The sequence below is a fragment of the Halomonas beimenensis genome, assembly GCF_002549795.1.
In the GTDB taxonomy this organism is placed as follows: domain Bacteria; phylum Pseudomonadota; class Gammaproteobacteria; order Pseudomonadales; family Halomonadaceae; genus Halomonas; species Halomonas beimenensis.
In genome coordinates this window covers 3,422,623-3,447,987 of the sequence record NZ_CP021435.1, presented here as the reverse complement: position 1 = coordinate 3,447,987, position 25,365 = coordinate 3,422,623, and the positions used below count along the sequence as shown (strand labels likewise).

Here is a 25,365-nt window from a genome sequence, read left to right as displayed (position 1 = left end):
CTCGTCGGGGCGGGTCACAGCGCGGCCTCGAGATCCGGCGCCACCTGCCGCAGGGCCCCGGCGAAGCGTGCCCGGATCCGCTCGAGGGCGGCCTCGCTCTTGCCCTCGAAGCGCAGCACCAGCACGGGGGTGGTGTTGGACGCCCGGCACAGGCCCCAGCCGTCCGGATAGTCCACGCGAATGCCGTCCAGGGTGGTCTTGACGCCATCCTCGCCGAAGTCGCCCTCCCGGGCCAGCCGCGCCACGAGGTCGAACTTGGTCTCGTCGGTCACCGCCACATTGATCTCCGGCGTACCCAGGTCCTGGGGGTAGCGGGCGAAGAAGGCGTCGGCGTCGAGGTCCTGGCGCGACAGCACCTCGAGCAGGCGGGCGGCGCCATAGAGGCCGTCGTCGAAGCCGTACCAGCGCTCCTTGAAGAAGATGTGGCCACTCATCTCGCCGGCGAGCAGGGCGCCGGTCTCCTTCATGCGGCCCTTGATGAGGGAATGGCCGGTGCGCCACATCTCCGGGGTGCCGCCGGCCTCCTCGATGACCCGGGCCAGGTTGCCGGTGCACTTGACGTCGAAGATCACCCGGGCCCCGGGATTGCGCTCCAGCAGGTCCTCGGCGAAGGCCATCATCAGGTGATCGGGATAGATCAGCTCGCCCTTCGGCGTGATCACCCCCAGGCGATCGCCGTCGCCGTCGAAGGCCAGGCCGATGTCGGCGCCGGTCTCCTGCACGGTGCGGATCAGGTCCACCAGGTTCTCCGGCTTGCCGGGGTCCGGGTGATGGTTCGGGAAGGTGCCGTCGATCTCGGCATAGAGCGGGATCGTCTCGACACCCAGGCGCTCCACCAGCGCCGGCTCGAGCTCGCCGGCCACGCCGTTGCCGCAGTCGACCACCGCCTTGAGCGGACGGTCGAGCGTGATGTCGCCGAGGATGCGCGCCAGGTAGGCCTCGCGGACGTCTTCCTCGATGAGCCGGCCCGCGCCCTCGGTCAGGTCGCCTTCCGCGAGGCGGCGGTGCAGGTCGGTGATCGCCTCGCCGGACAGGGTCTCGCCGCCCAGCACGATCTTGAAGCCGTTGTAGTCCGGGGGGTTATGGCTGCCGGTGACCATGACGCCGGAGGCGGTGCCGTCCAGCACATGGGTGGCGAAGTAGAGCACCGGGGTCGGCACCATGCCGATGTCGACCACGTCGCAACCGCTGGCGGTCAGGCCTCGTGTCAGGGCGGCCAGCAGGCGGGGGCCGGAGAGGCGCCCGTCCCGGGCGACCACGACCCGGTTCTCGCCCCTGGCTCGGGCGGCGCTGCCGATCGCCCTGCCGATGCCCTCGACGCCGGCCTCCGCGGCGCTGTCGTCGACGATGCCGCGGATATCGTAGGCGCGGAAGATGGAGGCCGGGGCGGGGCAGGTGTTGGCTGTGCTCATGATGTCGTCGTCCTTGTTCATTGGCGTCCCGAGTGACCGAAGCCGCCTTCGCCCCGGGCGCTGGCATCGAAGTCGTCGACCACCTCGAGCTCGGCCTGTACCACCGGCACCAGGACATACTGGGCCAGGCGCTCGAAGGGTTCCAGGGTGAAGGTCGCGTCGCCGCGGTTCCACACCGAGATCATCAGCTCGCCCTGGTAGTCGGAATCGATCAGGCCCACCAGGTTGCCCAGCACGATGCCGTGCTTGTGGCCGAGCCCGGAGCGGGGGAGGATCATGCCGGCGAGCCCCGGGTCGGCGATATGGATGGCCAGGCCGGTACGCACCAGCTCGCAGGCACCGGGTGCCAGGGTCATTGGCTCATCCAGCAGGGCGCGCAGGTCCATGCCGGCGGAGCCGGCGGTGGCGTAATGGGGCAGGTAGTCGCGCATCCGTTCGTCGAGCAGCTTGACGGCGAGGCGGGGGCGGTCGGGAAAGGTCGGCATCGGGAGTTTCCAGCTGAGGTCGGGGAATCAGGAACGGTCGGTGGCGGCCAGGCGCTCGAGGGCCCGGCGGAGCACGGCCTCGGCCAGGCGCGCCTTGGGCTGCGGCGGCAGGTCCTCCTGCCCCTCGCCCTCGGCCTCCCGCCAGAGCAGCAGGGCGGCGTTGTCATCGGCGCCGAAGCCCAGCCCCTGGCGCGAGACGTCGTTGGCCACCACCATGTCCAGGCCCTTGCGGGCGAGCTTGTCGCGGGCGTAGGCCTCCAGGTCGCGGGTCTCGGCGGCGAACCCCACCACGTAGGGGCGGTCGGGGCGCGCGGCGACGGAGGCGATGATGTCGGGGTTCTTCACGAGGCGCAGGGTGAGGCCGTCCTCCCCCTCGCGCTTCTTCAGCTTGTGCTCGGCGGGCGCCTCGGCCCGGTAGTCGGCCACCGCGGCGCAGCCGATGAAGAGCGCGCACTCGCCCGCCAGGCGGTGGGCCGCGTCATGCATCTCCCGGGCACTTTCCACGTCATGGCGTTCCACGCCGATGGGCGTGGCCAGGGCCACCGGACCGCTGATCAGGTGCACCCGGGCGCCGAGGGCCGCCGCGGCGGCGGCCAGGGCGAAGCCCATCTTCCCGGAGCTGTGGTTCGACAGATAACGCACCGGATCCAGGGGTTCGCGGGTGGGGCCGGCGGTGATCACCACGGTCAGGCCGTCGGCCGGACGGTCCTCCGGCGTCGACAGGGCGGCCAGCAGGGCCTCGGGCTCGAGCATGCGCCCCGGTCCGACGTCGCCGCAGGCCTGGTCACCGCTGTCCGGGCCCAGCAGGCGCCAGCCGTCCTCGGCCAGCCGGCGCGCGTTTCGCGCGGTGGCGGGGTGACGCCACATGGCCTGGTTCATGGCCGGGGCCATGACCTTCTCGGCGTCGCTGGCCAGGCACAGGGTCGTGAGCAGGTCGTCGGCGTGGCCCTGGGCCAGTCGCGCCATCAGGTCCGCGGTGGCCGGGGCGATGAGGATCAGGTCGGCCCAGCGGGCCAGCTCGATATGGCCCATGCCGGCCTCGGCCTCGGGGTCGAGCAACGAGGTGCGCACCGGCTCCCCGGTCAGCGCCTGGAGCGTGAGCGGTGCAATGAAGGCCTGGGCGCCCTCGGTCATCACCACCCGCACCTCGTGCCCCGCCTGCCTGAGCAGACGGGCGAGCTGGGCGCTCTTGTAGGCGGCGATGCCGGCGCTGATGCCGAGCAGGACGCGTCGGCGGGGGACTGTCGACATGGCGGTATCCGAGCGTGAATCTGGGCGACTACCTTACCATTCGGCCGCCAGCTTGCGTAGCCGCGCTCACGCCACGACGCGCCGGCTACACTAAGGCCAGGACGAGCCGGGCAAGGAGGCCGAGATGTCGATTCGCGACTGGCCGGAGGGCGAGCGCCCCAGGGAGAAGTTGCTGGCGCTGGGGGCGGAGGCGCTCTCCGATGCGGAGCTGCTGGCGATCTTCCTGCGTGTGGGCGTCTCGGGGCGTTCGGCGGTGGACCTGGCCCGGGACCTGCTGTCTGCCTTCGGCGGCCTGCGCCCCTTGCTCGAGGCCGAGCGTGCCCGCTTCTGTGCCGAGCGTGGCCTGGGCGAGGCCAAGTTCGTGCAGCTCCAGGCGGTGCTGGAGCTGTCCCGGCGCCACCTGGCCAGCCGCCTCGACCGCGAGGGGGCGCTGACTTCGCCGGCCCTGGTGCGCGCCTATCTGGCCTCGCGGCTGCGTCATCTCGGCCACGAGGAGTTCGCGGCGCTGTTCCTCGACAGCCAGCACCGGGTGATTCGCTTCGAGTCGCTGTTCCGCGGCACCCTGGACAGCGCGTCCGTCTATCCCCGGGAAGTGGCCCGGCGGGCGCTGGAGCTGGGCGCCGGTGCGCTCATCCTGGCGCACAATCACCCTTCCGGCGTGGCCGAGCCCAGCGACGCCGACCGTCGCATCACGGAACGGCTCAAGGAGGCCCTGGGGCTGTTCGAGATCCGGGTGCTGGACCATTTCGTGGTCGGCGACGGCGAGGTGGTGTCCTTCGCCGAGCGAGGGCTGATATAATCCGCCGCGTCGCTTGTCTGGCATCGCCGACTCTGGTATAAAGTGCAGCCTTTGAATTCCCTTGGGTCAAATGACAACGGGGTCGTCCCGGTTTGCCCGACAGGTTTTGAACAACTCGCCAAGCGGTTGGAGGCTCTCATGTCCAAAGTATGTCAGGTTACCGGCAAGCGCCCGGTGACTGGTAATAACGTCTCACACTCCCAGCGCAAGACGCGTCGTCGTTTCGTGCCCAACCTGCACAGCCACCGTTTCTGGGTGGAGTCCGAGAAGCGCTTCGTCAAGCTGCGCGTCTCCTCCAAGGGCATGCGCATCATCGACAAGAAGGGCATCGAGGCGGTGCTCAGCGACATTCGCAAGCGCGGCGAAGCCGTCTAAGCGTACCCAGCAAGGGAGAAGACTCATGCGTGACAAGATTCGAATGGTGTCCAGCGCCGGTACCGGCCATTTCTACACCACCGACAAGAACAAGCGGAACACCCCGGACAAGCTCGAAATGAAGAAGTACGACCCGGTGGTCCGCAAGCACGTGATGTACAAGGAAGCCAAGATCAAGTGATCGCGGGGCCGAGCGCAGCCGCGCATCGGCCTTGCTCGAAGGCATCCTTCCGCAGGTTGCAAGGCCTGTCCGCCAGAACCCGGCCCCATGGTCGGGTTCTTGCGTATTGATCCCATCGGACTTCCCCATGCCAGAACTGCCCGAAGTCGAGACCACCCGACGTGGCATCGCCCCTCACGTGGAGGGACGCGAGATCACCGAGGTGATCGTGCGCCAGTCCCGCCTGCGCCTGCCGGTCCCCGATGACCTGATCGATCGGCTGGTGGGCGCCCGCATCGGCACGCTCTCGCGGCGGGCCAAGTACCTGTTGATGCCCTTCGAGGGTGAGCCCGCCAGCCTGCTGTGGCACCTCGGCATGTCCGGAAGTCTGCGCATCGTCCGGCTCGGCGAGCTGCCCAGGAAACACGACCATCTGGACCTGGTGATGGCGGACGGAGCCGTGCTGCGCTATCACGATCCCCGTCGCTTCGGCTTCGTCGACTGGCTGGCCGGCGATGCGACGCAGGATTCGCGCCTCGCCAGGCTGGGCCCGGAGCCGCTCTCCGAAGGCTTCGACGGGGAGCGGCTGTATGCGATGTCCCGGGGCCGCCGCCTGGCCGTCAAGCCATTCCTGATGGACAATGCCGTGGTGGTGGGCGTCGGCAACATCTATGCCGCCGAGGCCCTGTTCCTGGCCGGGATCGATCCCCGCCGGGCCGCCGGACGGATCTCCCGGGAACGCTACACCCGGCTGGCGGCCGCGGTCCGCGAGGTGCTGGCCGCCGCCATCACTCAGGGCGGCACCACCCTGCGCGACTTCGTCGGGGGGACCGGCGAACCCGGCTACTTCGCCCAGCGCCTCAACGTCTACGGGCGCGACGGCGAGCCCTGCCGACGCTGCGGCGCCGACCTGCGCCTGGTGATCCTGGGGCAGCGGGCCAGCGTCTTCTGCGGCCAGTGCCAGACCTGACGGCGGCCCCGTTCCCGTATCGACGCGCCGACCGGACCCGGTTCCGGTGGTGCTCCCTGAATGCCCTCATGACGAGAGTTCCGACATGACCGCCCTACGCTCACTGCGCCTCAAGAAGAACGCCGATCGCCGGCTCAAGGCCGGCCATCTCTGGCTGTATTCCAACGAGATCGACACCGAGGCCACCCCGCTCAAGGCCTTCGCCCCCGGCGAGCAGGCCGTGGTGGAGGCCGCGAACGGCAAGCCGCTGGGCGTGGCCTACGTCAATGCCCACTCGCTGATCTGTGCCCGGCTGGTCTCGCGGGATCCGGGTCAGGGGCTCGACCGCTCGTTGCTGGTGCACCGGCTGAACCAGGCCCTGGCACTGCGCCAGCGGCTCTTCGACAAGCCCTTCTATCGCCTGGTGCATGGCGAGGGCGACCTGCTCCCGGGACTGATCATCGACCGCTACGGCGACATCCTGGTGGTGCAGCTCAACACCGCCGGCATGGAGGCAGTGCTCGAACCCCTTCTCGATGCCCTGGAGAAGGTGCTCGGCCCCCGGGCGGTGGTGCTGCGCAACGACACCGCCGGCCGGCGCCAGGAAGGCCTGGCCGACGGGGTCGAGGTGATCCAGGGGGAACTGCCCGAGGCCGTCGAGCTCGAGGAGAACGGCGTGCGCTTCATCGCCCCGGTCCTCGAGGGTCAGAAGACCGGCTGGTTCTTCGACCATCGCGCCAACCGGGCCTGGCTCAACGGCCTCGTGGCCGGCAAGCGGGTGCTGGACCTGTTCAGCTACGTGGGCGGCTGGGGAGTGCAGGCCGCCGCCCATGGGGCCAGCGAGGTGCTCTGCGTGGACGCCAGCGACCCGGCCCTCGAGCGGGTCGCCGAGAATGCCGCGCTCAACGGGCTGCACGAGCAGGTCGCGGTGGGCGAGGGCGATGCCTTCGAGGCCCTGGCCGCCCTCAAGGCCGACGGCGAGCAGTTCGACGTGGTGATCCTCGACCCACCGGCCTTCATCAAGAAGCGCAAGGACATCCCCGCCGGCGAGCGCGCCTATGGCAAGCTCAATCGTGAGGCCATGCGTCTGCTGGGGCGCGACGGCCTGCTGCTCTCGGCCTCCTGCTCCATGCACCTGGCCCCGGAACGGCTGGTGGACGTGGTGCGCGGCGCCGCACGCCACCAGGATCGCCACGCCCAGATCCTCTTCCAGGGCCACCAGGGGCCGGATCACCCGGTGCATCCGGCGATTCCCGAGACCTCCTACCTCAAGGCGCTGGGCGTGCGCGTCTTCCGCGACTAATCGTGGCGGAGCCGGGCTCCGGTCCGGCTCTTGCCCGTGGCGAGCTGCCCGATGAGTGACTTCGACTTCGTTCGCGTCTTCGCCCATGCCAACCCCCTGCTGGTCGGCCATGGAGCCAACCTGCTCGAGGCCGCCGGCATCCCCGTCGAGCGACGCAACCTGACGCTGGGCGGCGCCGCCGGCGAGCTGCCTCCCGGAGAGTGCGAGCCGGAGGTCTGGGTGGCGCCGCACAACCGGCCCCGGGCCGAGGCCTTGCTCCGCGAGGCCCTGAGCGAGGGCGACGACCGGCCGCCCTGGACCTGTTCCGGCTGCGGCGAGCGTCTGGAAGGCGTGTTCGACACCTGCTGGAACTGCGGCCGTGCCCGGCCCTGAATCCCGTCCGAGGAGACACGCGCCATGTCCTGGGACCTGCCCACTCCCTTCGTGATCGATATCGAGGTCGAGGCGTCGCACCTCGACGAGTTCGGTCACGCCAACAACGCCGAGTACCTGCGCTGGGTGGAGCGGGCGAGCTGGGCCCACTCGGCCACGCTCGGGCTGGACCTGGCTCGCTACCGGGCGCTGGACCGGGCCATGGTCGTGCATCGCCACGAGCTGGATTATCTGGCGCCGGCCTTCGTCGGAGACCGGCTGCGGCTGGCCACCTGGATCGTCGACTGCGATGGCCGCCTCACCCTGACGCGACGCTTCCAGCTGTGGCGGCCCCGCGACGGACGGACCCTGTTGCGGGCTCGCACCCGCTTCGCCTGCATCGCCCTCTCCAGCGGTCGCCCCCGCCGCCTGCCCGAGGTCTTCCTGGCCAGCTACGGTCGAGCGATGGTCAAGGAATGATCGTCCGTCGAGTCGATTTCTGTTTTTCTTCCTCTTGGTGGTGGAATTTTATGGGTCGCCGGGGTTTTTCCTGAGATTTTTGTCTTTTTGTTCCGTGATCTCACCGTGATCGTTCTGTTGTGCTGTAATGAGGTGACACGCCGTTGTCATCCCCTGTTCATGCACCGGAGGACTTTCCATGAAGATCGCCGTCCCCAAGGAAATCAAGAACCACGAATACCGTGTCGCCCTGACTCCCACCGGCGCCCGGGAACTCGTCGCCCGCGGCCATGAGGTGACGGTCCAGGCCGGTGCCGGGGAAGGCGCCGGTTTCCCGGATGCCGACTACGAGGCCGCCGGGGCACGCCTGGAGGGCGACGTGGCCAAGGTCTGGAGCGAGGCGGAACTGATCCTCAAGGTCAAGGAGCCCCAGCCCGAGGAGGTCGCGCGCCTGTCCAAGGGGCAGACCCTGTTCACCTACCTGCACCTGGCCGCCGAGGAAGACCTGACCCGCGGCCTGATGGAAAGCGGCGCCACCTGCATCGCCTACGAGACCATCACCGCGCCCCAGGGCGGCCTGCCGCTGCTGGCGCCGATGAGCACCGTCGCCGGCCGCATGGCCGTCCAGGCAGGTGCCCACAGCCTGGAGAAGGCCCAGGGCGGCGCCGGCGTGCTGCTGCCGGGCGTACCGGGCGTGGCCCCGGCCAGGGTCACCGTCATCGGTGGCGGCGTGGTCGGCGAGAACGCCGCCCGCATGGCCCTGGGGCTCGGCGCCGAGGTCACCGTGCTGGACAAGTCCATCCCGCGCCTGGAAACCCTCGACGATCGCTACCAGGGCCGCATGAAGACCGTCTTCTCCACCGCCGACAGCCTGGAAGAGGCGGTGCGCGAGTCCGACCTGATCATCGGCGCCGTCCTGGTGCCCGGCGCCGCCGCGCCCAAGCTGATCACCCGCGCCATGCTCGCCGACATGAAGCCCGGCAGCGTGCTGGTGGACGTGGCCATCGATCAGGGCGGCTGCTTCGAGACCAGCAAGCCCACCACCCATGCCGAGCCCACCTATGTGGTGGACGGGGTGGTGCACTACTGCGTGGCCAACATGCCGGGCGCCGTGGCGCGGACCTCCACCCAGGCCCTGACCAACGCCACCATGCCCTTCGTCGTCGCCCTGGCCGACAAGGGCTGGAAGCAGGCGCTGGCCGACGATGCGCACTTCGCCGAAGGGCTCAACGTCCACGAGGGGCAGGTCACCTACCCGGCCGTCGCCGATGCCTTCGGCCTCGACTGCGTGGAGACCGCCAAGCTGATCGGCTAAGGCCGGACCGGCAGCCGACGAGAGGCCGGGGCTCCCGCGAGGGGCCCCGGCCTTTTCGCGTGCCTGCCGTGGCATCGGCGTCGGAGGGATCGCGGGACCCGTCGGCATCGGCTGGCCGGTCGCCTTGATCGGGGCGCCGCGTTACCATAGCGGGCATTCGAGAGTCAGCAGAGTCCCGCTTCCATGACCGCAACGTCCGACAAGACCCGCGTCCTCACGGGCATCACCACCACCGGCACGCCCCACCTGGGCAACTACGTCGGAGCCATCAAGCCCGCCATCGCCGCGAGCCAGGACCCCAGCGTCCAGTCCTACTATTTCCTCGCCGACCTGCATGCCCTGATCAAGTGCCAGGATCCCAAGCGCGTCGAGCAGTCCCGCCTGGAGATCGCCGCCACCTGGCTGGCGCTGGGCCTGGACACGGACAATGCCGTCTTCTATCGCCAGTCGGACATCCCCGAGATCCCCGAGCTGACCTGGATGCTGTCCTGCGTCTGCGCCAAGGGCCTGATGAACCGCGCCCATGCCTACAAGGCGGCGGTGGCCGAGAACGAGGAGGCCGGCAACCAGGATCCCGACAAGGGCATCACCATGGGGCTGTTCGGCTATCCGGTGCTGATGGCCGCGGACATCCTGATGTTCAACGCCCAGCGCGTGCCGGTGGGGCGCGACCAGATCCAGCATATCGAGATGGCCCGGGACATGGCGGGGCGCTTCAACCACCTCTACAAGGGCCAGTACTTCACCCTGCCCGAGGCGGTGGTGGACGAGCGCGTCGAGGTGCTGGGGGGCCTGGACGGCCGCAAGATGTCCAAGAGCTACAACAACACCATCCCGCTGTTCGTCTCCGAGAAGAAGCTGCTCAAGCTGGTGCGCAAGATCAAGACCAACTCCCTGGAGCCCGGCGAGCCCAAGGATCCGGATACCTGCACCCTCTTCCAGATCTACTCGGCCTTCGCCACCGCCGAGGAGGCCGCGGCCATGCGTGCCGAGTACGAGGGCGGCATCGGCTGGGGCGAGGCCAAGAACCGGGTCTTCGAGTACCTCAACGCCCATCTGCGCGAGCCCCGGGAGCGCTATCAGGCGCTGCTGGAGGACCCCGGCCACATCGAGGCGGTGCTCCGCCAGGGCGCCGAGAAGGCCCGGGCCGAGGCCGCGCCCTTCATGGATCGCCTGCGCCAGGCGGTGGGACTCGGCCGCTTCGTCTAGCAGCCTGTCGGGTTTGACCGATCGTCACGAGAATCACGGATTTCGAGTCAAATTGATCGATCGATTGAGGCGAATAGCCCGCTATTTCACGAAATGGATCGAATCAAGTTGGCCGAAAAGACCGGGATTCGCAGTAGATCAGCGTTAAGTCCGACAGGCTGCTAGCCTGAAAGACGCCGGTTCGGCCGACGCGCGACGCCCCGTGTCCATGACCGGGGCGTCGTCGTGATAGAGTAGCGCCCAAGGTGCCAGCAGAGCGCCACCTATACGGCCCGGATTTCCGACCTAGCACGAGACGATTCGATGACCAGTGAAGCCAAGCGCCCCCTCTATGTGCCCTACGCCGGGCCCCCCTTGCTCGAGATGCCCCTGCTCAACAAGGGGAGTGCCTTCACCCACGAGGAACGCCGTGAGTTCAACCTGATCGGCCTGCTGCCCCAGAACGTCGAGACCATCGAGGAGCAGGCGGAGCGGGCCTATCGCCAGTATCGTCAGTGCCAGAACGACCTGGATCGCCACATCTACCTGCGCGCCATCCAGGACGACAACGAGACCCTCTACTTCCGGCTGGTGTCCGAGCATCTCGAGGAGATGCTGCCGATCATCTACACCCCCACGGTCGGCCAGGCCTGCGAGGAGTTCTCCAACATCTATCGCAACCACCGGGGCCTGTTCATCTCCTACCCCGATCGCGACTACATGGACGATATCCTGCGCAGCGCCACCAAGGACAAGGTCAAGGTGATCGTGGTCACCGACGGCGAGCGGATCCTGGGCCTGGGCGACCAGGGCATCGGCGGCATGGGCATCCCCATCGGCAAGCTGTCCCTGTACACCGCCTGCGGCGGCATCAGCCCGGCCTACACCCTGCCGATCACCCTGGACGTGGGGACCAACAACGAGGCCCTGCTGGCCGACCCGATGTACATGGGCTGGCGGCATCCGCGTATCGCCCAGGAGGACTACGACGCCTTCATGGCCGAGTTCATCGCCGCGGTGAAGCGTCGCTGGCCCCACGTCCTGCTGCAGTTCGAGGACTTCGCGCAGACCAACGCCCTGCCGCTGCTCGAGCGCTACCGCGACGAGCTGTGCTGCTTCAACGACGACATCCAGGGCACCGCCTCGGTCTGCGTGGGCACCCTGCTGGCGGCCTGTCAGGCGCGCGGCGAGGGCATGGGCGACCAGCGGGTGGTGGTCGTGGGCGCGGGTTCGGCGGGCTGTGGCATCGCCGAGCAGATCGTGGTGGCCATGCAGGCCGAGGGGCTATCCGAGGCCGAGGCCCGTCGCCGCCTCTTCATGGTCGATCGCGAGGGCCTGGTCACCGAGGACCAGGCATGGCTGCGCGGCTTCCAGCGCCGCCTGGCCCAGGACCCGGCGCTGGTCGCCGACTGGGACGGGCAGTCGCTTCGGGAGGTGGTCAAGCGGATCAAGCCGACCGTGCTGCTCGGCGTCTGCGGCCAGAAGGGCATCTTCACCGAGGAGGTCATCCGCACCATGCACGAGGGCTGTGCCTCGCCGCTGGTGATGCCGCTGTCCAACCCGACCTCACGGGCCGAGGCGGTGCCCGAGGACGTGATTCGCTGGACCGACGGCCAGGCCATGGTGGCCACCGGCAGCCCCTTCCAGCCGGTGGAGTACCAGGGGCGTCGCTATCCCATCGCCCAGTGCAACAATGCCTACATCTTCCCGGGGATCGGCCTGGGCGGGCAGGCCTCGGGGGCCAAGCGGGTCACCGATGCCATGCTGATGTCGGCCTCCCGGGCCCTGGCCCGCGAGGCCCCGGTGGCCAAGACCGGCCAGGGCGCGGTATTGCCGGCGCTCTCCGATATCCGTGAGCTGTCCAAGGCCATCGCCTTTGAGGTGGCGGCGCAGGCGCAGCAGGAGGGCGTGGCCCTGCAGACCGATGGCCCCACGCTGCGGGCGGCCATCGAGCGCAACTTCTGGACGCCGGTGTATCGGCGCTATCGCCGCCGGTCCTTCTAGGGGCGGACGGCGGGCCACTAGCCCGAAGCCCGAACAAAAAACAGGCCCCGCCGGGCAACCGGCGGGGCCTGTCGCTTCCTGGGTGCCTCGGATCGGCCTGGTCAGGCCGACCCAATCATCTTGCGCAGCACGTAGTGCAGGATGCCGCCGTGGCGGTAGTACTCCAGCTCGTTGGCGGTATCGATGCGGCACAGCGCCTCGAGCGTCTTCTCGCCCTTGTCGCTCTCGATGGTCACCTCGACCTTGCCGCCCGGCGTGAGGTCGGCGAGGCCGGTGATGGACACCCGCTCGTCGCCGGTCAGGCCCAGCGTCTTGCGGCTCTCGCCCTCGGGGAACTGCAGCGGCACCACGCCCATGCCGATCAGGTTGGAGCGGTGGATGCGCTCGAAGGACTCGGCCAGCACGGCACGTACCCCGAGCAGCCGGGTGCCCTTGGCCGCCCAGTCCCGGCTGGAGCCGGTGCCGTATTCCTTGCCGGCGATCACCACCAGGGGCGTGCCGTCGTCCTGGTACTTCATGGCCGCGTCATAGATGGCCATCTGCTCCCCGGAGGGGACATGGCGGGTCTCGCCGCCGACCACCCCATCGAGCATCTCGTTCTTGATGCGCACGTTGGCGAAGGTGCCGCGCATCATGATCTCGTGGTTGCCCCGCCGCGAGCCGTAGGAGTTGAAGTCCACCGGCTTGACGCCGCGTTCCTGGAGGTAGCGGCCCGCCGGGCTGTCGGGCTTGATGGCGCCGGCCGGGGAGATGTGGTCGGTGGTCACCGAGTCGCCGAGCAGGGCCAGGATGTGGGCGTGGGCCACGTCCTCCACCGGGGCCGGGGTCTTGCCCATGCCCTCGAAGAAGGGCGGGTGCTGGATGTAGGTGGAGTCCGTGGACCACTCGTAGACCTGGCTTTCCGGCACCTGGAGCCCCTTCCAGGTCTCGTCGCCCTCGAAGACCTCGGCGTATTCCTTGCGGAACATCTCGGTCTTGACCTTCTCGACGGCCTCGGCGATCTCGGCCTGGGAGGGCCAGATGTCCTTGAGGGTGACGGGCTGGCCGTGACGGTCGACCCCGAGCGGGTCCCGGGCCAGGTCCTTCTGGACGTTGCCGGCCAGGGCGTAGGCCACCACCAGGGGCGGCGAGGCCAGCCAGTTGGTCTTGACCAGGGGATGGATGCGGCCCTCGAAGTTGCGGTTGCCGGAGAGCACCGAGGCCACCGTGAGGTCGCCGTCGGTGATGGCCTGCTCGATGGGCTCGGGCAGCGGCCCGGAGTTGCCGATGCAGGTCGTGCAGCCATAGCCCACCAGGTTGAAGCCCAGGGCATCCAGGTCCTCCTGGAAGCCGCCGGCCGCCAGGTAGTCGGTGACCACCTTGGAACCGGGGGCCAGGGAGGTCTTGACCCAGGGCTTGGTGGTCAGTCCCTTCTCCCGGGCCTTGCGGGCCAGCAGGCCGGCGGCCAGCATCACGCTGGGATTGGAGGTGTTGGTGCAGGAGGTGATGGCGGCGATCACCACGGCGCCGGGGTCGAGGCGGAAGGCCTCCCCGTCCAGGCTGACCTCCTGGCTGTCGTGATGCTCGTAGCTCTCCTCGACGCCCACGGCGGTCTGGCCGCCTTCGGAGAACAGCCGGCCCTTGTCCTCGGAGGGCGTGAGGGTCTTGCCGTCGTCGTCCATCACCTGGGCGAAGGCCCTGGGCATGTCCTTGAGGGCGACCCGGTCCTGGGGCCGCTTGGGGCCGGCCAGGCTGGCCTCGACCTCGCCCATGTCCAGCGCCAGGGTATCGCTGTAGACAGGCTCGTGGCCGGGCTCGCGCCACAGCCCCTGAGCCTTGCAGTAGGCCTCGACCAGCGCCACCTGGGCGTCGTCGCGACCGGTCAGGCGCATGTAGCGCAGCGTCTCGTCGTCCACCGGGAAGAAGGCACAGGTGGCCCCGAACTCCGGCGACATGTTGGCGATGGTGGCGCGGTCGGCCAGCGGCAGGTCCTTGAGGCCGTCGCCGTAGAACTCGACGAACTTGCCCACCACGCCGCGTTCGCGCAGCATCTGGGTCACCGTCAGCACCAGGTCGGTGGCGGTGATGCCCTCGCGCAGCTTGCCGGTGAGCTTGAAGCCCACCACCTCGGGGATCAGCATCGAGACCGGCTGGCCGAGCATGGCCGCCTCGGCCTCGATGCCGCCCACGCCCCAGCCCAGCACGCCCAGGCCGTTGATCATGGTGGTGTGGGAGTCGGTGCCGACCAGGGTATCGGGATAGGCTAGCGTCTTGCCGTCCTCCTCCTTGGTCCATACCGTCTGCCCCAGGTATTCCAGGTTCACCTGGTGACAGATGCCGGTGCCCGGCGGCACCACGCGGAAATTGTCGAAGGCCTGCTGGCCCCAGCGCAGGAACTCGTAGCGCTCGCGGTTGCGCTCCATCTCGATGGCGACGTTGTCCTTGAAGGCACTGGGGTTGCCGAACTCGTCGACCATCACCGAGTGATCGATGATCAGGTCCACCGGGGACAGCGGGTTGATGCGCGAGGGCTCCTCGCCGAGGGCGGCGACGGCGGCCCGCATGGAGGCCAGGTCGACGACCCCCGGGACCCCGGTGAAGTCCTGCATCAGCACCCGGGCCGGGCGATAGCCGATCTCCCGGCTGGAGGTGGCCTCCTGCTGCCAGTCGACCAGGGCCTGCATGTCCTCCCGGGAGACGCCTTCCTGGCCGGCGAAGCGCAGCTGGTTCTCCAGCAGGATCTTCAGGGTCATCGGCAGGCGGTCGATGTTGCCCAGCGTCTCCGCGGCCTTGGGCAGGCTATGGTAGTGGTAGGTGGTGCCGGCGGCCTCGAGGGTCTGCAGGGTCTCCGGTAGGGACTCGGTGCTCATGCTGTCCTCCTTTCACGGGGGAATGAACGAACCATCCTGGTCCTGCGGGACTACATGGTCATGATAGATGGCCTTTTCAACCGACGCGTTCGCAGCGTTCCTCCTCTTCGCCCTTGAAATGCCTCGTGCCACCCCCCATATTGCGTTTCTGCGATCCCAGCCCCGGGAGGAGCCGTGCACGAGGAAGAGCTCGAGAGTCGGACGGTGCGCTGTCCTTATTGCGACACCGCCTTCGACCTGCAGATCGATGCCTCCCAGGGCAGTCATGCCACCTGGGAGGACTGCCCCAACTGTTGCGCCCCGATACAGCTTCGTGTCGAGGTGTCGCCGATCAGCGGCGACCTCGAGTCGGTCACCCTGGGGCGTGACGATGACGTCCTGTGACAGTCCCCGGGTCCCGGCTATGGGTCGCCGGACGAATGATAGCTATTGGCTATATGCGCCATTGAATCGGTCTAATGGCGCGAAGCCTCAACCTGCCCTAGCGTAGGCATCTCGTTCCACACACCCCTGAGTGTCATCAACGACTGCAAGGAGATTTGCATGAGCGTACTGGTTGGACGTCAAGCCCCCGACTTCGAGGCCGCGGCCGTCCTGGGCAACGGCGAGATCGTCGAGAACTTCAAGCTTTCCAGCGGGCACGGCAAGCTGCGGGTCCTCTTCTTCTGGCCGCTGGACTTCACCTTCGTGTGCCCGTCCGAGATCATCGCCCACAACAATCGCCTGGAGCAGTTCAAGGAGCTGGGCGTCGAGGTGATCGGCGTGTCCATCGACTCCCAGTTCACCCACTACGCCTGGCGCCAGACCGCGCCGGAGAAGGGGGGCATCGGTGAGGTCGGCTTCCCGATCGTGGCCGACGTCAAGCACGAGATCACCCAGGCCTACGGCATCGAGCATCCGGAAGCCGGCGTCGCCATGCGCGGCTCCTTCCTGATCGACGAGGACGGCATCGTCCAGCACCAGGTGGTCAACAACCTGCCGCTGGGCCGCAACGTCGACGAGATGCTGCGCATGGTCAAGGCCCTGAAATTCCACCAGAAGAATGGCGAAGTCTGCCCGGCCGGCTGGGACGAAGGCCAGGAAGGCATGAAGGACACCGCCGAGGGCGTCGCCAAGTACCTGGAGTCTCACTTCAACGAGCTCTAAGCGACCGCGGCATCTACCGGGGCGGCCTGAGGGCCGCCCCGGCTCGATTCCCCACAGCGGCCTTGGCCATGTCGATGCGTCGTCGGCATCGCCCAGCCCGTTGGCTTTCCCCACCTTACACATGCGAGGTCACCATGAGCGAAGCGCGCCACGAACGCCTGATCATCCTCGGTTCCGGCCCGGCCGGTTACACCGCGGCCGTCTACGCGGCCCGGGCCAACCTCAAGCCGCTGCTGATCACCGGCATGCAGGCCGGCGGCCAGCTCACCACCACCACCGACGTGGACAACTGGCCGGGGGATGACACCGGCGTTCAGGGGCCCGAGCTGATGGAGCGCATGAAGCGTCATGCCGAGCGCTTCGATACCGAGGTGCTCTTCGATCACATCCATGAGGTGGAGCTGCGCGAACGGCCCTTCACCCTCAAGGGAGACAACGGCACCTACAGCTGTGATGCCCTGATCATCGCCACCGGCGCCAGTGCCCGCTACCTGGGGCTGGAATCCGAGCAGAAGTTCATGGGGCAGGGGGTGTCCGCCTGCGCCACCTGCGACGGCTTCTTCTACCGCAACCAGGAAGTGGTGGTGGTCGGCGGCGGCAACACCGCCGTGGAGGAGGCGCTGTACCTGTCCAACATCGCCGCCAAGGTGACCCTGGTGCATCGCCGCGACGCCCTGCGCGCCGAGAAGATCCTCCAGGACAAGCTGTTCGAGAAGGCCGAGCACGGCAACGTCGAGCTGGTGTGGAACCACACCCTGGACGAGGTGCTGGGCGACAACACCGGGGTGACCGGCGTGAGGCTCAAGTCCACCCAGGACGGCAGCACACGGGAACTCGATGCCCCGGGGGTCTTCATCGCCATCGGCCATAGCCCCAATACCGGCATCTTCGAGGGGCAACTGGAGATGAAGGGGGGGTACATCACGGTCCAGTCCGGCCTCGAGGGCAACGCCACCGCCACCAGCGTCCCCGGCGTCTTCGCCGCCGGCGACGTCATGGACCACGTCTATCGCCAGGCGGTGACCTCGGCGGGCACCGGCTGCATGGCGGCCCTGGACGCCGAGCGGTATCTGGATGAAATGAGCTAGAAGTCGGAAGAGCGCCGCTTCGCGGCTGGAAGAGGGAAGCGAACCCCGGAGTAGCAAGGGTGGCTTCCAGCTTCCAGCTGTCGCGGAGCGGCTAGTAATGCGGCGGCACCTCGTCCTCGGGGCGGGGTGTCGTCGTGTCTGCCTCCTGGAGGGCGCGCTGCTGTTCGCGGAGCTTGTTCTGCATCAGCTCATTGAGCCGCTCCAGCTGCATCAGCCGCCGTTCCTGCTGGGCCACCGCCCGGTCCAGGGTGTCGAGCCAGTGTTCCTGGTAGGCCAGCCGGCTCTCCAGCGCCTCCAGCCGAGCCTCCGGCGTGGAGGGCGTGTCGTCGTCGCGCATGATAGACTCCTTATGCTGCGCCACCGTTCACCGTGGCAAGGCGCGTTCCCGGGTCGGGGGCGGCTTCGTGTCGTCCGGTGCCTCGACCCCATCACATCCTGTCCCATGACAAGAGGGCATCCGAAGTTTATGAATCGAAAGGTCGTGTTTCGTTGCAGTATCGTCAGTCTGTTGCTGGCCGCCCCGGCGCCCCTGCTGATCGCCCTGTTCGTGCATCTCACCGGCGGGGCATTGTCCCGCGAGCTGTTCGCCAGCCTGGAGGTCGGCGGTGTGGCCGTGGTCTATGTCGCCGTGGCCCTGGCGGTCTTCCTGCTGTTGCTCGTCGCCACCCTGGCGATCAACGCCCTGACGCCCCAGCTGGTCAATATCGCCGAGGTCGAGGATGATGACCGCGAGATCGGCGAGGTCAAGTGGTTCAACGTCAACAAGGGCTATGGCTTCATCACCCGCGACAGCGGCGAGGACGTCTTCGTCCATTTCCGCGCCATCCGTGGTCGTGGCCACCGCACCCTGGCCGAGGGCCAGAAGGTGAAGTATCACGTGTCACGCAACGATCGGGGGCTTCAAGCCGACGACGTCACCGTCATTACGTGACGGAAAGCGGCTGCGCTCGGCCATACGGCGTTAAACATCGGCTCAAAGTACTCATTTACTTCAGTAAACTCCGTCTTTTGACTCGCGACCTCCATGTCGCTCGCTCTTCGAGCAGCGGAGTTGCCCAAATCGGCAGTCCTTGTCGATTTGTCGCCGATGTTTGCCTTGTCTGACCTTCGCTCGCCAGCTTTCTGAGGCTTTTGGATCTCAGCAATCGAATAACGACGCCCCGCTCCATCGGGGCGTCGTCGTTTCCGGGCTACTGCCCTGAATCCGGCCAGTCGATGGTGGCCTCGCTGCCGTCGGGCAGGACCCGCAGGAAGCGGTCGGGGTCGTCCCCGGGCTGCCAACCGCCCAGCGAGCAGCGCACCTCGCAGCCGAGCCGGTCGGCGGCCTCGCGGGCACAGTCCGCGTCGGTGGGCCAAGGGGTCTCGGGGCTGTCCAGCCACAGGCTGGCGAAGCCGTCGGCGGCCTTGTCCACCAGTAGCACGGGGATCTCGACCCCGCCGTGGCTCCCTCGGGTGCGCCAGCGGTGCTTTCCGGCCGCGGCCAGGGGAACGGCATCGAGGGTCTCGACGAGCCAGGCGTTCAGTGCCTCCAGGTCGGCACGGGCCAGGTAGACCTCGATATCGGGATAACGGGTGCCGCTGTCGTCTGCTGCCATGGGATCCCTCAGGTTCGGGCGCTGTCGTCGACGAACAGCCGCATCAGGATGGCTTCGTAGACGCGGCTGAGGTCGTCGAGGTCGGCGGCACGTACCCGTTCGTTGACCTTGTGGATGGTGGCGTTGATCGGGCCCAGCTCCACCACCTGGCTGCCCAGGGTGGCGATGAAGCGGCCGTCGGACGTTCCGCCCGCCGTGGAAAGCTCGGGCCGGTGCCCCAGCACGTCCTCCACGCCGCCCAGGGCGGCGTCCACCAGCTCGCCCTCCGAGGTCAGGAAGGGCTCGCCGTTGAGGGTCCAGTCCAGGTGGTACTCGAGGCCATGCGCCTCGAGGATGCCCTCGGTGCGTGACTTGAGCGTCTCGTGGTCGAGCTCGGTGGAGTAGCGGAAGTTGAAGACCACCTCCACCTCGCCGGGGATGACGTTGGTGGCGCCGGTGCCCGCGCGGATGTTGGAGATCTGGAAGCTGGTGGCCGGGAAGAAGGCGTTGCCGCCGTCCCAGTGCTCCCGGGCCAGGGCATCCAGGGCCGGCGCCACCTGGTGGATGGGGTTCCGCGCCAGGTGCGGGTAGGCCACGTGGCCCTGGACGCCCTTGACGTGAAGCACCCCGCCCAGCGAGCCGCGGCGGCCGTTCTTGATCACGTCGCCGAGGCGCTCGGTGGAGGACGGCTCGCCGACGATGCAGTAGTCCAGGCGGTCGTGGGCCTCGCGCAGGTGCTCCACCACCGCCCGGGTACCGTCCACCGCCGGGCCTTCCTCGTCGGAGGTGATCAGGAAGGCGATGCGCCCCGGGTGGTCGGGATGGGCGGCGACGAAGCGCTCCACGGCGGTGACCATGGCGGCCAGGCTGCCCTTCATGTCGGCGGCGCCGCGGCCGCAGAGCATGCCGCCGGCGTCGATGCGCGGCTCGAAGGGCGGGTATTCCCAGTGCACGTGGGGGCCGCTCGGGACCACGTCGGTGTGGCCGGCGAAGGCCAGCACCGGTCCATGGTGACCGTGGACGGCCCAGAAGTTCTCGACGTCGCCGAAGGGCAGGCGCTCGACCTGGAAGCCGAGACGCGACAGACGCTCGATCATCAGGTCCTGGCAACCCAGGTCGTCGGGGGTCACCGAGGGGCGGCGCATGAGCTCCATGGCGAGCTCGAGGGTGGGGGACAGGGAGGAGTCGGTCGTGATGGCGGTCATTCGGGCTTCCGGCAGGCCGGACCCCGGCGCCCAAGGCGCCGGGGCAGGGCTCATTGGTTGGCGTGCAGCGCTTCGTTGAGGGCGATGGCGCTCTTGTTGGTCAGGCACTCGATGCGGCCGTTCCGGGAGTTGCGGCGCAGCAGCAGGTCGTCCTGTCCCGCCAGCTCCCGGGCCGACACCACCTGGGCCTCCTGGCCCTGGTCGTCGAGCACCGTCACCTTGGCGCCGGCGGTGATGTAGAGGCCGGCCTCCACGGTGCAGCGGTCGCCCAGCGGGATGCCGATGCCGGCGTTGGCGCCGATCAGGCAGCCCTCACCGACCTTGATGACGATGTTGCCGCCGCCGGACAGGGTGCCCATGGTGGAGCAGCCCCCGCCCAGGTCGGAGCCCTTGCCGACCATCACGCCGGCGGAGATGCGTCCCTCGATCATCCCCGGGCCCTCGGTGCCGGCATTGAAGTTGACGAAGCCTTCGTGCATCACGGTGGTGCCCTCGCCCAGGTAGGCGCCCAGGCGCACCCGGGCGGTGTCGCCGATGCGTACCCCGGCGGGCACCACGTAGTCGGTCATCTTGGGGAACTTGTCCACGCAGTCCACCGAAAGGGAACGGCCTTCCAGGCGCGCCTTGAGGCGACGGGCCGGGAGTTCCTCGACGTCGATCGGGCCCTCGTTGGTCCAGGCGATGTTGCGCAGCAGGCCGAACATCCCGGTCAGGTCGACGCCATGCGGCTTGACCAGGCGGTGGGACAGCAGGTGCAGCTTGAGGTAGACCTCCGGGGCGCTCTCGGGCGGGGTGTCCTCGGCCAGGAAGGTGGCCACCAGGGGCCGCTGGCTGGCCGCCAGGGATTCGGCGAGCCCGGCCTGGTCGGTATGGCCGGCCTCGTTGAGGGCGGCGGCCAGTGCCTGGCACTGCTCGGGCAGGAAGCTCACCGCGGCGTTGCCGGCGGGGGCATCGAGCACCTTGGCGGCGGCCTCGACCAGGGCGGGGTCCGGGTTGAGCAGGGGGGCCGGGTAGTAGATCTCGAGCCAGTCGCCCTGGGTGTTCTGGGAGCCGATGCCGAGTGCAAAGCTGAGCATGATGTGTCCTCTCGCGTAGTGGGAAGGGTCGGGTCGGGACCCGCCTAGAGGTTGTCGTAGTCGCCGTCGCGGTAGCCGACGAGGAGGTCCTCGCCGGTGTCCAGCAACGGGCGCTTGATCAGGGTGGGGTGGGCCAGCATCAGGTCGCGGGCCGAGTTGGCGTCGATGTCCGCCTTGTCCGCGTCGGACAGCTGGCGCCAGGTGGTGCTGCGCTTGTTGAGCAGGGTCAGCACCGGGACCCGCTCGAGGAAATGCTCGAGCAACGGCGCCGACAGGCCATCCTCACGCAGGTCGTGGAACTGGAAGGGAAGGCCCTGGCCCTCCAGGGCCTTGCGCGCCTTGCGGCAGGTGTCGCAGTTCTTGATCCCGAACAGCGTCATCATGGGGTCGGTCTCCTGGTCAGGCGTGGCGTTCGACGTGTCGGCGCAGGCGCGGGGCGGCCTCGGCGGTGGCGTCCAGCTCGTCCACCAGGGCCAGGCGGATCCGGCCTGCCCCGGGGTTGACGCCCTTCTCGCCAGGCCGCCCCATGTAGCTGCCCGGCAGCACGCTGACGTGCTCCTCGGCGAAGAGCGATCGGGCGAAGGCCGCGTCGTCACCGTCGGGCACCGCCGGCCAGAGGTAGAAGCTGGCCTCGGGAGCGGGGAAGGCCATCACCGGCGCGAGGATCTCGGTCACGGCGGCGAACTTGGCTCGGTAGGCGTCCCGATTGGCCTTTACATGGGCCTCGTCCCGCCAGGCGGCGATGGAGGCGTGCTGCAGCGGCAGCGACATGGCGCAGCCATGATAGGTCCGATAGCGGCGGAAGGCAGCGATCAGCCCGGCATCGCCGGCCACGAAACCGGAGCGCAGCCCCGGCAGGTTGGAGCGCTTGGACAGCGAATGGAAGACCAGGCAGCGCCGGTAGTCGTGGCGGCCGAGCTCGGCGCAGGCCTGCAGCAGGCCCGGGGGCGGGGCGCTCTCGTCCAGGTAGAGCTCCGAGTAGCATTCGTCGGCGGCGACGATGAAGTCGAACTCGTCGGCCAGGGCGATCAGGCGCTTGAGCTCGTCGAGCGGCGTCACCGCACCGGTGGGGTTGCCCGGAGAGCAGACGAAGACGATCTGGACCTCCCGCCAGGCATCGGCCGGCACGGCCTCGAGGTCCGGACGGAAGCCGTGCTCGGCGCGGCAGTCCAGGTAGAGCGGTGTGCCGCCGGCCAGCAGGGTCGCCCCCTCGTAGATCTGGTAGAAGGGGTTGGGGACCGCCACGCGGGCCGGCCGGTGCCGATCCAGGGCCGCCTGGACGAAGGCGAAGATCGCCTCCCGGGTGCCGTTGACCGGCAGCACCTGGCCCTCGGCGTCCAGGCCCTCGAGGCCGAAGCGCCGCCGTGCCCAGTCGGCGATCGCCTCGCGCAGTTCGGGGAGGCCGGCGGTGGCCGGATAGCGGGCCAGCTCGTCGAGGTGCGCGCTCAGCGCCTCCAGTGCCCCGGCATAGGGCGGATGGCGAGGCTCGCCGATGGTCAGCGGGATGTGGGGCCGGTTCGCGGGCGGCGTCACGCCGGCCTTCAGCGCGGCGAGCTTCTCGAAGGGGTAGGGCTGGAGGGCGTCGAGATCGGGGTTCATCGGTGTCCAGTAGCGCCGTGCTCGGCGTCGTTATGATGGTGTCGGGCAAGTCGCCGATTATAGGGAAGCCCCGGGGACGCCTCAAACGAGGCGCTCAGCCGCTGACGTCGAGGACCTCGATCAGCCGCTCGCGCAGGCGCTCCTGGCGCTCGGGGTCGGTGAGCGGCCGGCCGGCCTTGTCGGTGATGAAGAAGACGTCCTCGACCCGCATGCCCAGGGTGGCGATCTTGGCCGCGGAGAGGGCGATGTCCTGTTCCATGAAGATGCGCCCGACCCGGGCCAGCAGGCCGGGTCGGTCGGGGGCGGTGAGCTCCAGCAGGGTGCGCTCGTTGGCCGGGTCCTGCTCGATGGTGACCTCGGTGGGCACCCGGAAGTGCTTGAGCTGGCGCGGGGTGTGCCGGGTGACGATCTGGGGATAGTCGTCCGGGTCGTCGAGTTCCTCCACCAGGTGGCGCCGGATCTCCTCCACCCGTGCCGGGTCGCGAATGGCCCGGTTGTGGTCGTCCAGCACGATGAAGGTGTTGAGCGTCCAGTCGTTGCTGGAGGTGGCGATGCGGGCGTCGTGGATGGACAGCCCGAGTTGCTCCATGGCCGCGGAGGTGGCGGCGAAGAGGTCCTCCACCGAGCGGGTGTGGATGAACACCTTGGTGCCGCCCTCGGCCATGTCGTCGGTGGGCGCGCTGATCATCACCAGCGGCAGTTCGCTGCCCTGGTGGGCCAGGATGCCCTGGGTCTGCCAGGCGATCTCGCTGGGGGCGTACTGCAGGAAGTAGTCCTCGCCCAGCGACTCCCAGAGGCGGTCGACCCGGGTCATGTCGGCGCCCACCGTGGCCAGCAGGGAGTACGCCTCGTCGCGGGTCTCGCGGACCGAGTCGTCGCGCTCCAGGGGGTTCTCCAGGCCGCGGCGCAGGGCGCGCTTGGTCTCGGCATGCAGCTGGCGCAGCAGCGAGGCCCGCCAACCGTTCCACAGGGTGGGGTTGGTGGCGGTGATGTCGGCCACGGTCAGCACGTAGAGGTAGTCCAGGCGCGTCTCGTCGCCGGCCGCCCGGGCGAACTCGCTGATCACGTCCGGGTCGCTGATGTCGCGCTTCTGGGCGACCATCGACATCAGCAGGTGGTGCTCCACCAGCCAGGCCACCAGCCGGGTATCGCGCTGGGAAAGGCCGTGGCGCTCGGCGAAGGCCTCCACGTCCCGGGCGCCGATCTGCGAGTGATCGCCGCCGCGGCCCTTGCCGATGTCGTGGAAGAGGCCGGCGATCCACAGCAGCTCCAGCTTGGGCAACTGCTGGATCAGCGAGGCGGCCACCGGGAAGCTCTCCCGGGCCTCCGGCTTGCGGAAGCCGTGGATGCACTTCAGCAGGCGCAGGGTGTGGGCGTCCACGGTGTAGATGTGGAAGAGATCGTGCTGCATCAGCCCCACCGCCTGGCCGAAGGCCGGCAGGTACTTGCCGAGGACCCCGTAGCGATTCATGCGCCTCAGCTGGCGGGCGACGTTGCCGCTGGAGCGCAGCAGCGCCATGAACAGCCGCTGGTGGCGCGGCTCCTCCCGGTAGCGATCGTCGATCAGGTGGCGGTGGTCGCGGATCAGGCGGATGGTGTCGGCGCGAACCCCCTCGATCTCCGGGTGCTCGGCCATCAGCAGGAAGAGCTCGAGCAGGGCCGAGGGATGCTCGCGGAACACCGCCCGGGAGCGGGCCTGGATATAGCCGCCCTTGATCTCGAAGCGCTCGTTGAGCGGGACCGTCTCCAGGGCCTCCCCGGCGCGCAGGATGACCTCGTCGAAGTGCTGGAGCAGCATGTCGTTGAGCCCGGCGAGCGCGGTGACGTGCCGGTAGTAGCGCTTCATGAACTGCTCGACGGCGAGGCGCTCCGGGGTGTCCTGGTAGCCGAACAGCTCGGCGATGGTGCGCTGGTGGTCGAACAGTAGCCGGTCCTCGGCGCGGCCGGTGAGCATGTGCAGGGCGTAGCGGACCTGCCACAGGAAGGCCTGGCCCTGGCTGAGGATGCGCAGCTCGGCATCGTTCATGAAGCCGATGGCGACGATGTCCTCGTAGCGCTGGGTGCCGAAGTGGCGCTTGGCCACCCAGCCGATCATCTGGATGTCGCGCAGCCCCCCGGGGGAGCTCTTGATGTTGGGCTCCAGGTGGTACTCGGAGTTGTTGAAGCGGTAGTGGCGCTTGATCTGCTCCTGCCACTTGGCCTCGAAGAAACGGTCCGCCGGCCACAGCCGCTCCGGGGCGATGCGTGCCTGCATGGCCTCGCGCAGGCTCTCCGGCCCGGCCAGGGTGCGCGACTCGATCAGGTTGGTGATCACCGTGACGTCGGCGGCGGCCTCGCGTTCGCAGTCGGCGAGCGAGCGCACGCTGTGGCCGATCTCCAGGCCGATGTCCCAGAGGAAGGTGATAAAGGCCGATAGTGGCTCGCGATAGGGATGGTCATCGTCCCCCTCGAGCAGCAGCAGCAGGTCGACGTCGGAGTGGGGGTGCAGCTCGCCGCGGCCGTAGCCGCCCACGGCGAGCAGGGCGATGCCCTCGGGCCAGTCATGCTGCTGCCAGGCGATCGCCAGCAATTGGTCCAGGCACCAGGCCCGGCCGTGCACCAGGTCGCGGATGTCGGTGCCGGCATGGAAGCGCGCATCGAGCCGCGTCTGAAGATCCGCCAGCGCCGCCTTGAACGGTGCGATGGGCGAGCGACTGCCGGTCAGCTCGGCGCGGAAGGCCTCGACGTCGAACAGCGTCTCGTCGGGCGTGAAGGCGTAGTGGTGCAGCAGCATGGCG

The 25,365-nt window shown here is 68.6% G+C and carries 25 protein-coding genes; 14 read left to right on the top strand and 11 right to left on the bottom strand.

What is annotated here, in order from left to right; all coding sequences use genetic code 11:
* Positions 1–14: 14 nt before the first annotated feature.
* Genes BEI_RS15995 through coaBC form a run of 3 tightly spaced genes read right to left on the bottom strand, consistent with a single transcriptional unit; the run spans position 15 to position 3,148 of the window.
* Positions 15–1,412: a phosphomannomutase/phosphoglucomutase gene (locus tag BEI_RS15995; protein ID WP_097791125.1), complete on the bottom strand. Its 1,398-nt coding sequence runs from the start codon at positions 1,410–1,412 to the stop codon at positions 15–17.
* A 17-nt stretch (positions 1,413–1,429) separates the two neighbouring features.
* Positions 1,430–1,897 carry a dUTP diphosphatase gene (gene dut / locus BEI_RS15990; protein WP_097790456.1) on the bottom strand — a complete coding sequence of 156 codons (468 nt, stop codon included), beginning with the start codon at positions 1,895–1,897 and terminating at the stop codon, positions 1,430–1,432.
* A 27-nt stretch (positions 1,898–1,924) separates the two neighbouring features.
* Positions 1,925–3,148 carry a bifunctional phosphopantothenoylcysteine decarboxylase/phosphopantothenate--cysteine ligase CoaBC gene (coaBC, locus tag BEI_RS15985; RefSeq protein ID WP_097790455.1) on the bottom strand — a complete coding sequence of 408 codons (1,224 nt, stop codon included), beginning with the start codon at positions 3,146–3,148 and terminating at the stop codon, positions 1,925–1,927.
* A gap of 124 nt (positions 3,149–3,272) precedes the next feature.
* Between coaBC and radC the strand changes: the two genes are divergently transcribed.
* From radC to BEI_RS15935, 10 genes are all read left to right on the top strand, one after another.
* Complete coding sequence (radC, locus tag BEI_RS15980) at positions 3,273–3,947, top strand: RadC family protein (protein ID WP_097790454.1); 675 nt, start codon at positions 3,273–3,275, stop codon at positions 3,945–3,947.
* Between the two features lie 138 nt (positions 3,948–4,085).
* Positions 4,086–4,322, top strand: a complete 237-nt coding sequence (gene rpmB, locus BEI_RS15975) for a 50S ribosomal protein L28 (RefSeq protein WP_097790453.1) — start codon at positions 4,086–4,088, stop codon at positions 4,320–4,322.
* Between the two features lie 25 nt (positions 4,323–4,347).
* Positions 4,348–4,503: a 50S ribosomal protein L33 gene (gene rpmG / locus BEI_RS15970; protein ID WP_097790452.1), complete on the top strand. Its 156-nt coding sequence runs from the start codon at positions 4,348–4,350 to the stop codon at positions 4,501–4,503.
* A 127-nt stretch (positions 4,504–4,630) separates the two neighbouring features.
* On the top strand, positions 4,631–5,452 hold the full coding sequence (gene mutM / locus BEI_RS15965) for a bifunctional DNA-formamidopyrimidine glycosylase/DNA-(apurinic or apyrimidinic site) lyase (protein WP_097790451.1): 822 nt from the start codon (positions 4,631–4,633) through the stop codon (positions 5,450–5,452).
* 85 nt (positions 5,453–5,537) lie between these two features.
* Positions 5,538–6,734 carry a class I SAM-dependent rRNA methyltransferase gene (locus tag BEI_RS15960; protein ID WP_097790450.1) on the top strand — a complete coding sequence of 399 codons (1,197 nt, stop codon included), beginning with the start codon at positions 5,538–5,540 and terminating at the stop codon, positions 6,732–6,734.
* Positions 6,735–6,785: 51 nt separating this feature from the next.
* Positions 6,786–7,106: a putative signal transducing protein gene (locus tag BEI_RS15955; protein WP_097790449.1), complete on the top strand. Its 321-nt coding sequence runs from the start codon at positions 6,786–6,788 to the stop codon at positions 7,104–7,106.
* A 24-nt stretch (positions 7,107–7,130) separates the two neighbouring features.
* Positions 7,131–7,565: an acyl-CoA thioesterase gene (locus tag BEI_RS15950; protein ID WP_097790448.1), complete on the top strand. Its 435-nt coding sequence runs from the start codon at positions 7,131–7,133 to the stop codon at positions 7,563–7,565.
* Positions 7,566–7,743: 178 nt separating this feature from the next.
* A complete protein-coding gene (gene ald / locus BEI_RS15945) occupies positions 7,744–8,859 on the top strand; it encodes an alanine dehydrogenase (RefSeq protein WP_097790447.1) in 1,116 nt (371 codons plus the stop codon).
* A 183-nt stretch (positions 8,860–9,042) separates the two neighbouring features.
* Entirely contained in the window at positions 9,043–10,068 is a 1,026-nt protein-coding gene (locus tag BEI_RS15940; RefSeq protein WP_097790446.1) for a tryptophan--tRNA ligase, read from the top strand.
* 303 nt (positions 10,069–10,371) lie between these two features.
* Entirely contained in the window at positions 10,372–12,051 is a 1,680-nt protein-coding gene (locus tag BEI_RS15935; RefSeq protein ID WP_097790445.1) for an NAD-dependent malic enzyme, read from the top strand.
* Positions 12,052–12,152: 101 nt separating this feature from the next.
* Here the strand turns inward: BEI_RS15935 and acnA are convergent, their stop codons facing one another.
* A complete protein-coding gene (gene acnA, locus BEI_RS15930) occupies positions 12,153–14,900 on the bottom strand; it encodes an aconitate hydratase AcnA (RefSeq protein WP_097790444.1) in 2,748 nt (915 codons plus the stop codon).
* Positions 14,901–15,074: 174 nt separating this feature from the next.
* Here acnA and BEI_RS15925 point away from each other — a divergent pair, with 174 nt between their 5' ends.
* The 3 genes from BEI_RS15925 to trxB all read left to right on the top strand — a co-directional run bounded on the left by BEI_RS15925 (position 15,075) and on the right by trxB (position 17,134).
* Positions 15,075–15,284: a zinc ribbon domain-containing protein gene (locus BEI_RS15925; protein ID WP_097790443.1), complete on the top strand. Its 210-nt coding sequence runs from the start codon at positions 15,075–15,077 to the stop codon at positions 15,282–15,284.
* A 159-nt stretch (positions 15,285–15,443) separates the two neighbouring features.
* The gene (locus BEI_RS15920; RefSeq protein ID WP_097790442.1) at positions 15,444–16,046 is read left to right on the top strand and encodes a peroxiredoxin; all 603 of its coding nucleotides are present in this window, start codon (positions 15,444–15,446) and stop codon (positions 16,044–16,046) included.
* A 134-nt stretch (positions 16,047–16,180) separates the two neighbouring features.
* Positions 16,181–17,134 (top strand): thioredoxin-disulfide reductase, encoded by a 954-nt coding sequence (trxB, locus tag BEI_RS15915; protein ID WP_097790441.1) that lies wholly within the window; start codon positions 16,181–16,183, stop codon positions 17,132–17,134.
* 91 nt (positions 17,135–17,225) lie between these two features.
* On the opposite strand, the gene BEI_RS15910 is transcribed toward trxB, so the two are convergent.
* The gene (locus BEI_RS15910) at positions 17,226–17,471 is read right to left on the bottom strand and encodes a SlyX family protein (protein ID WP_097790440.1); all 246 of its coding nucleotides are present in this window, start codon (positions 17,469–17,471) and stop codon (positions 17,226–17,228) included.
* Between the two features lie 129 nt (positions 17,472–17,600).
* Between BEI_RS15910 and BEI_RS19425 the strand changes: the two genes are divergently transcribed.
* The gene (locus BEI_RS19425) at positions 17,601–18,065 is read left to right on the top strand and encodes a cold-shock protein (protein WP_097790439.1); all 465 of its coding nucleotides are present in this window, start codon (positions 17,601–17,603) and stop codon (positions 18,063–18,065) included.
* 259 nt (positions 18,066–18,324) lie between these two features.
* Here BEI_RS19425 and BEI_RS15900 read toward each other — a convergent pair whose 3' ends face one another.
* The 6 genes from BEI_RS15900 to BEI_RS15875 form a co-directional block, all read right to left on the bottom strand.
* On the bottom strand, positions 18,325–18,729 hold the full coding sequence (locus tag BEI_RS15900) for a hypothetical protein (RefSeq protein ID WP_097790438.1): 405 nt from the start codon (positions 18,727–18,729) through the stop codon (positions 18,325–18,327).
* Between the two features lie 8 nt (positions 18,730–18,737).
* On the bottom strand, positions 18,738–19,913 hold the full coding sequence (gene dapE, locus BEI_RS15895; RefSeq protein WP_097790437.1) for a succinyl-diaminopimelate desuccinylase: 1,176 nt from the start codon (positions 19,911–19,913) through the stop codon (positions 18,738–18,740).
* Between the two features lie 50 nt (positions 19,914–19,963).
* The gene (gene dapD / locus BEI_RS15890) at positions 19,964–20,989 is read right to left on the bottom strand and encodes a 2,3,4,5-tetrahydropyridine-2,6-dicarboxylate N-succinyltransferase (RefSeq protein ID WP_097790436.1); all 1,026 of its coding nucleotides are present in this window, start codon (positions 20,987–20,989) and stop codon (positions 19,964–19,966) included.
* A gap of 44 nt (positions 20,990–21,033) precedes the next feature.
* Positions 21,034–21,372, bottom strand: coding sequence for an ArsC family reductase (locus BEI_RS15885; protein WP_097790435.1), 339 nt, complete (start codon positions 21,370–21,372; stop codon positions 21,034–21,036).
* A 16-nt stretch (positions 21,373–21,388) separates the two neighbouring features.
* The gene (gene dapC, locus BEI_RS15880; RefSeq protein ID WP_097790434.1) at positions 21,389–22,588 is read right to left on the bottom strand and encodes a succinyldiaminopimelate transaminase; all 1,200 of its coding nucleotides are present in this window, start codon (positions 22,586–22,588) and stop codon (positions 21,389–21,391) included.
* A gap of 94 nt (positions 22,589–22,682) precedes the next feature.
* Positions 22,683–25,361 carry a [protein-PII] uridylyltransferase gene (locus BEI_RS15875; protein WP_097790433.1) on the bottom strand — a complete coding sequence of 893 codons (2,679 nt, stop codon included), beginning with the start codon at positions 25,359–25,361 and terminating at the stop codon, positions 22,683–22,685.
* Positions 25,362–25,365 lie beyond the last annotated feature (4 nt).

Excerpts from the sequence above, each read along its gene's own strand:
- BEI_RS15995 (WP_097791125.1), bottom strand. The coding sequence starts at position 1,412 with ATGAGCACAGCCAACACCTGCCCCGCCCCGGCCTCCATCTTCCGCGCC.
- dut (WP_097790456.1), bottom strand. The coding sequence starts at position 1,897 with ATGCCGACCTTTCCCGACCGCCCCCGCCTCGCCGTCAAGCTGCTCGAC.
- coaBC (WP_097790455.1), bottom strand. The coding sequence starts at position 3,148 with ATGTCGACAGTCCCCCGCCGACGCGTCCTGCTCGGCATCAGCGCCGGC.
- radC (WP_097790454.1), top strand. The coding sequence starts at position 3,273 with ATGTCGATTCGCGACTGGCCGGAGGGCGAGCGCCCCAGGGAGAAGTTG.
- rpmB (WP_097790453.1), top strand. The coding sequence starts at position 4,086 with ATGTCCAAAGTATGTCAGGTTACCGGCAAGCGCCCGGTGACTGGTAAT.
- rpmG (WP_097790452.1), top strand. The coding sequence starts at position 4,348 with ATGCGTGACAAGATTCGAATGGTGTCCAGCGCCGGTACCGGCCATTTC.
- mutM (WP_097790451.1), top strand. The coding sequence starts at position 4,631 with ATGCCAGAACTGCCCGAAGTCGAGACCACCCGACGTGGCATCGCCCCT.
- BEI_RS15960 (WP_097790450.1), top strand. The coding sequence starts at position 5,538 with ATGACCGCCCTACGCTCACTGCGCCTCAAGAAGAACGCCGATCGCCGG.
- BEI_RS15955 (WP_097790449.1), top strand. The coding sequence starts at position 6,786 with ATGAGTGACTTCGACTTCGTTCGCGTCTTCGCCCATGCCAACCCCCTG.
- BEI_RS15950 (WP_097790448.1), top strand. The coding sequence starts at position 7,131 with ATGTCCTGGGACCTGCCCACTCCCTTCGTGATCGATATCGAGGTCGAG.
- ald (WP_097790447.1), top strand. The coding sequence starts at position 7,744 with ATGAAGATCGCCGTCCCCAAGGAAATCAAGAACCACGAATACCGTGTC.
- BEI_RS15940 (WP_097790446.1), top strand. The coding sequence starts at position 9,043 with ATGACCGCAACGTCCGACAAGACCCGCGTCCTCACGGGCATCACCACC.
- BEI_RS15935 (WP_097790445.1), top strand. The coding sequence starts at position 10,372 with ATGACCAGTGAAGCCAAGCGCCCCCTCTATGTGCCCTACGCCGGGCCC.
- acnA (WP_097790444.1), bottom strand. The coding sequence starts at position 14,900 with ATGAGCACCGAGTCCCTACCGGAGACCCTGCAGACCCTCGAGGCCGCC.
- BEI_RS15920 (WP_097790442.1), top strand. The coding sequence starts at position 15,444 with ATGAGCGTACTGGTTGGACGTCAAGCCCCCGACTTCGAGGCCGCGGCC.
- trxB (WP_097790441.1), top strand. The coding sequence starts at position 16,181 with ATGAGCGAAGCGCGCCACGAACGCCTGATCATCCTCGGTTCCGGCCCG.
- BEI_RS15910 (WP_097790440.1), bottom strand. The coding sequence starts at position 17,471 with ATGCGCGACGACGACACGCCCTCCACGCCGGAGGCTCGGCTGGAGGCG.
- BEI_RS19425 (WP_097790439.1), top strand. The coding sequence starts at position 17,601 with ATGAATCGAAAGGTCGTGTTTCGTTGCAGTATCGTCAGTCTGTTGCTG.
- BEI_RS15900 (WP_097790438.1), bottom strand. The coding sequence starts at position 18,729 with ATGGCAGCAGACGACAGCGGCACCCGTTATCCCGATATCGAGGTCTAC.
- dapE (WP_097790437.1), bottom strand. The coding sequence starts at position 19,913 with ATGACCGCCATCACGACCGACTCCTCCCTGTCCCCCACCCTCGAGCTC.
- dapD (WP_097790436.1), bottom strand. The coding sequence starts at position 20,989 with ATGCTCAGCTTTGCACTCGGCATCGGCTCCCAGAACACCCAGGGCGAC.
- BEI_RS15885 (WP_097790435.1), bottom strand. The coding sequence starts at position 21,372 with ATGATGACGCTGTTCGGGATCAAGAACTGCGACACCTGCCGCAAGGCG.
- dapC (WP_097790434.1), bottom strand. The coding sequence starts at position 22,588 with ATGAACCCCGATCTCGACGCCCTCCAGCCCTACCCCTTCGAGAAGCTC.
- BEI_RS15875 (WP_097790433.1), bottom strand. The coding sequence starts at position 25,361 with ATGCTGCTGCACCACTACGCCTTCACGCCCGACGAGACGCTGTTCGAC.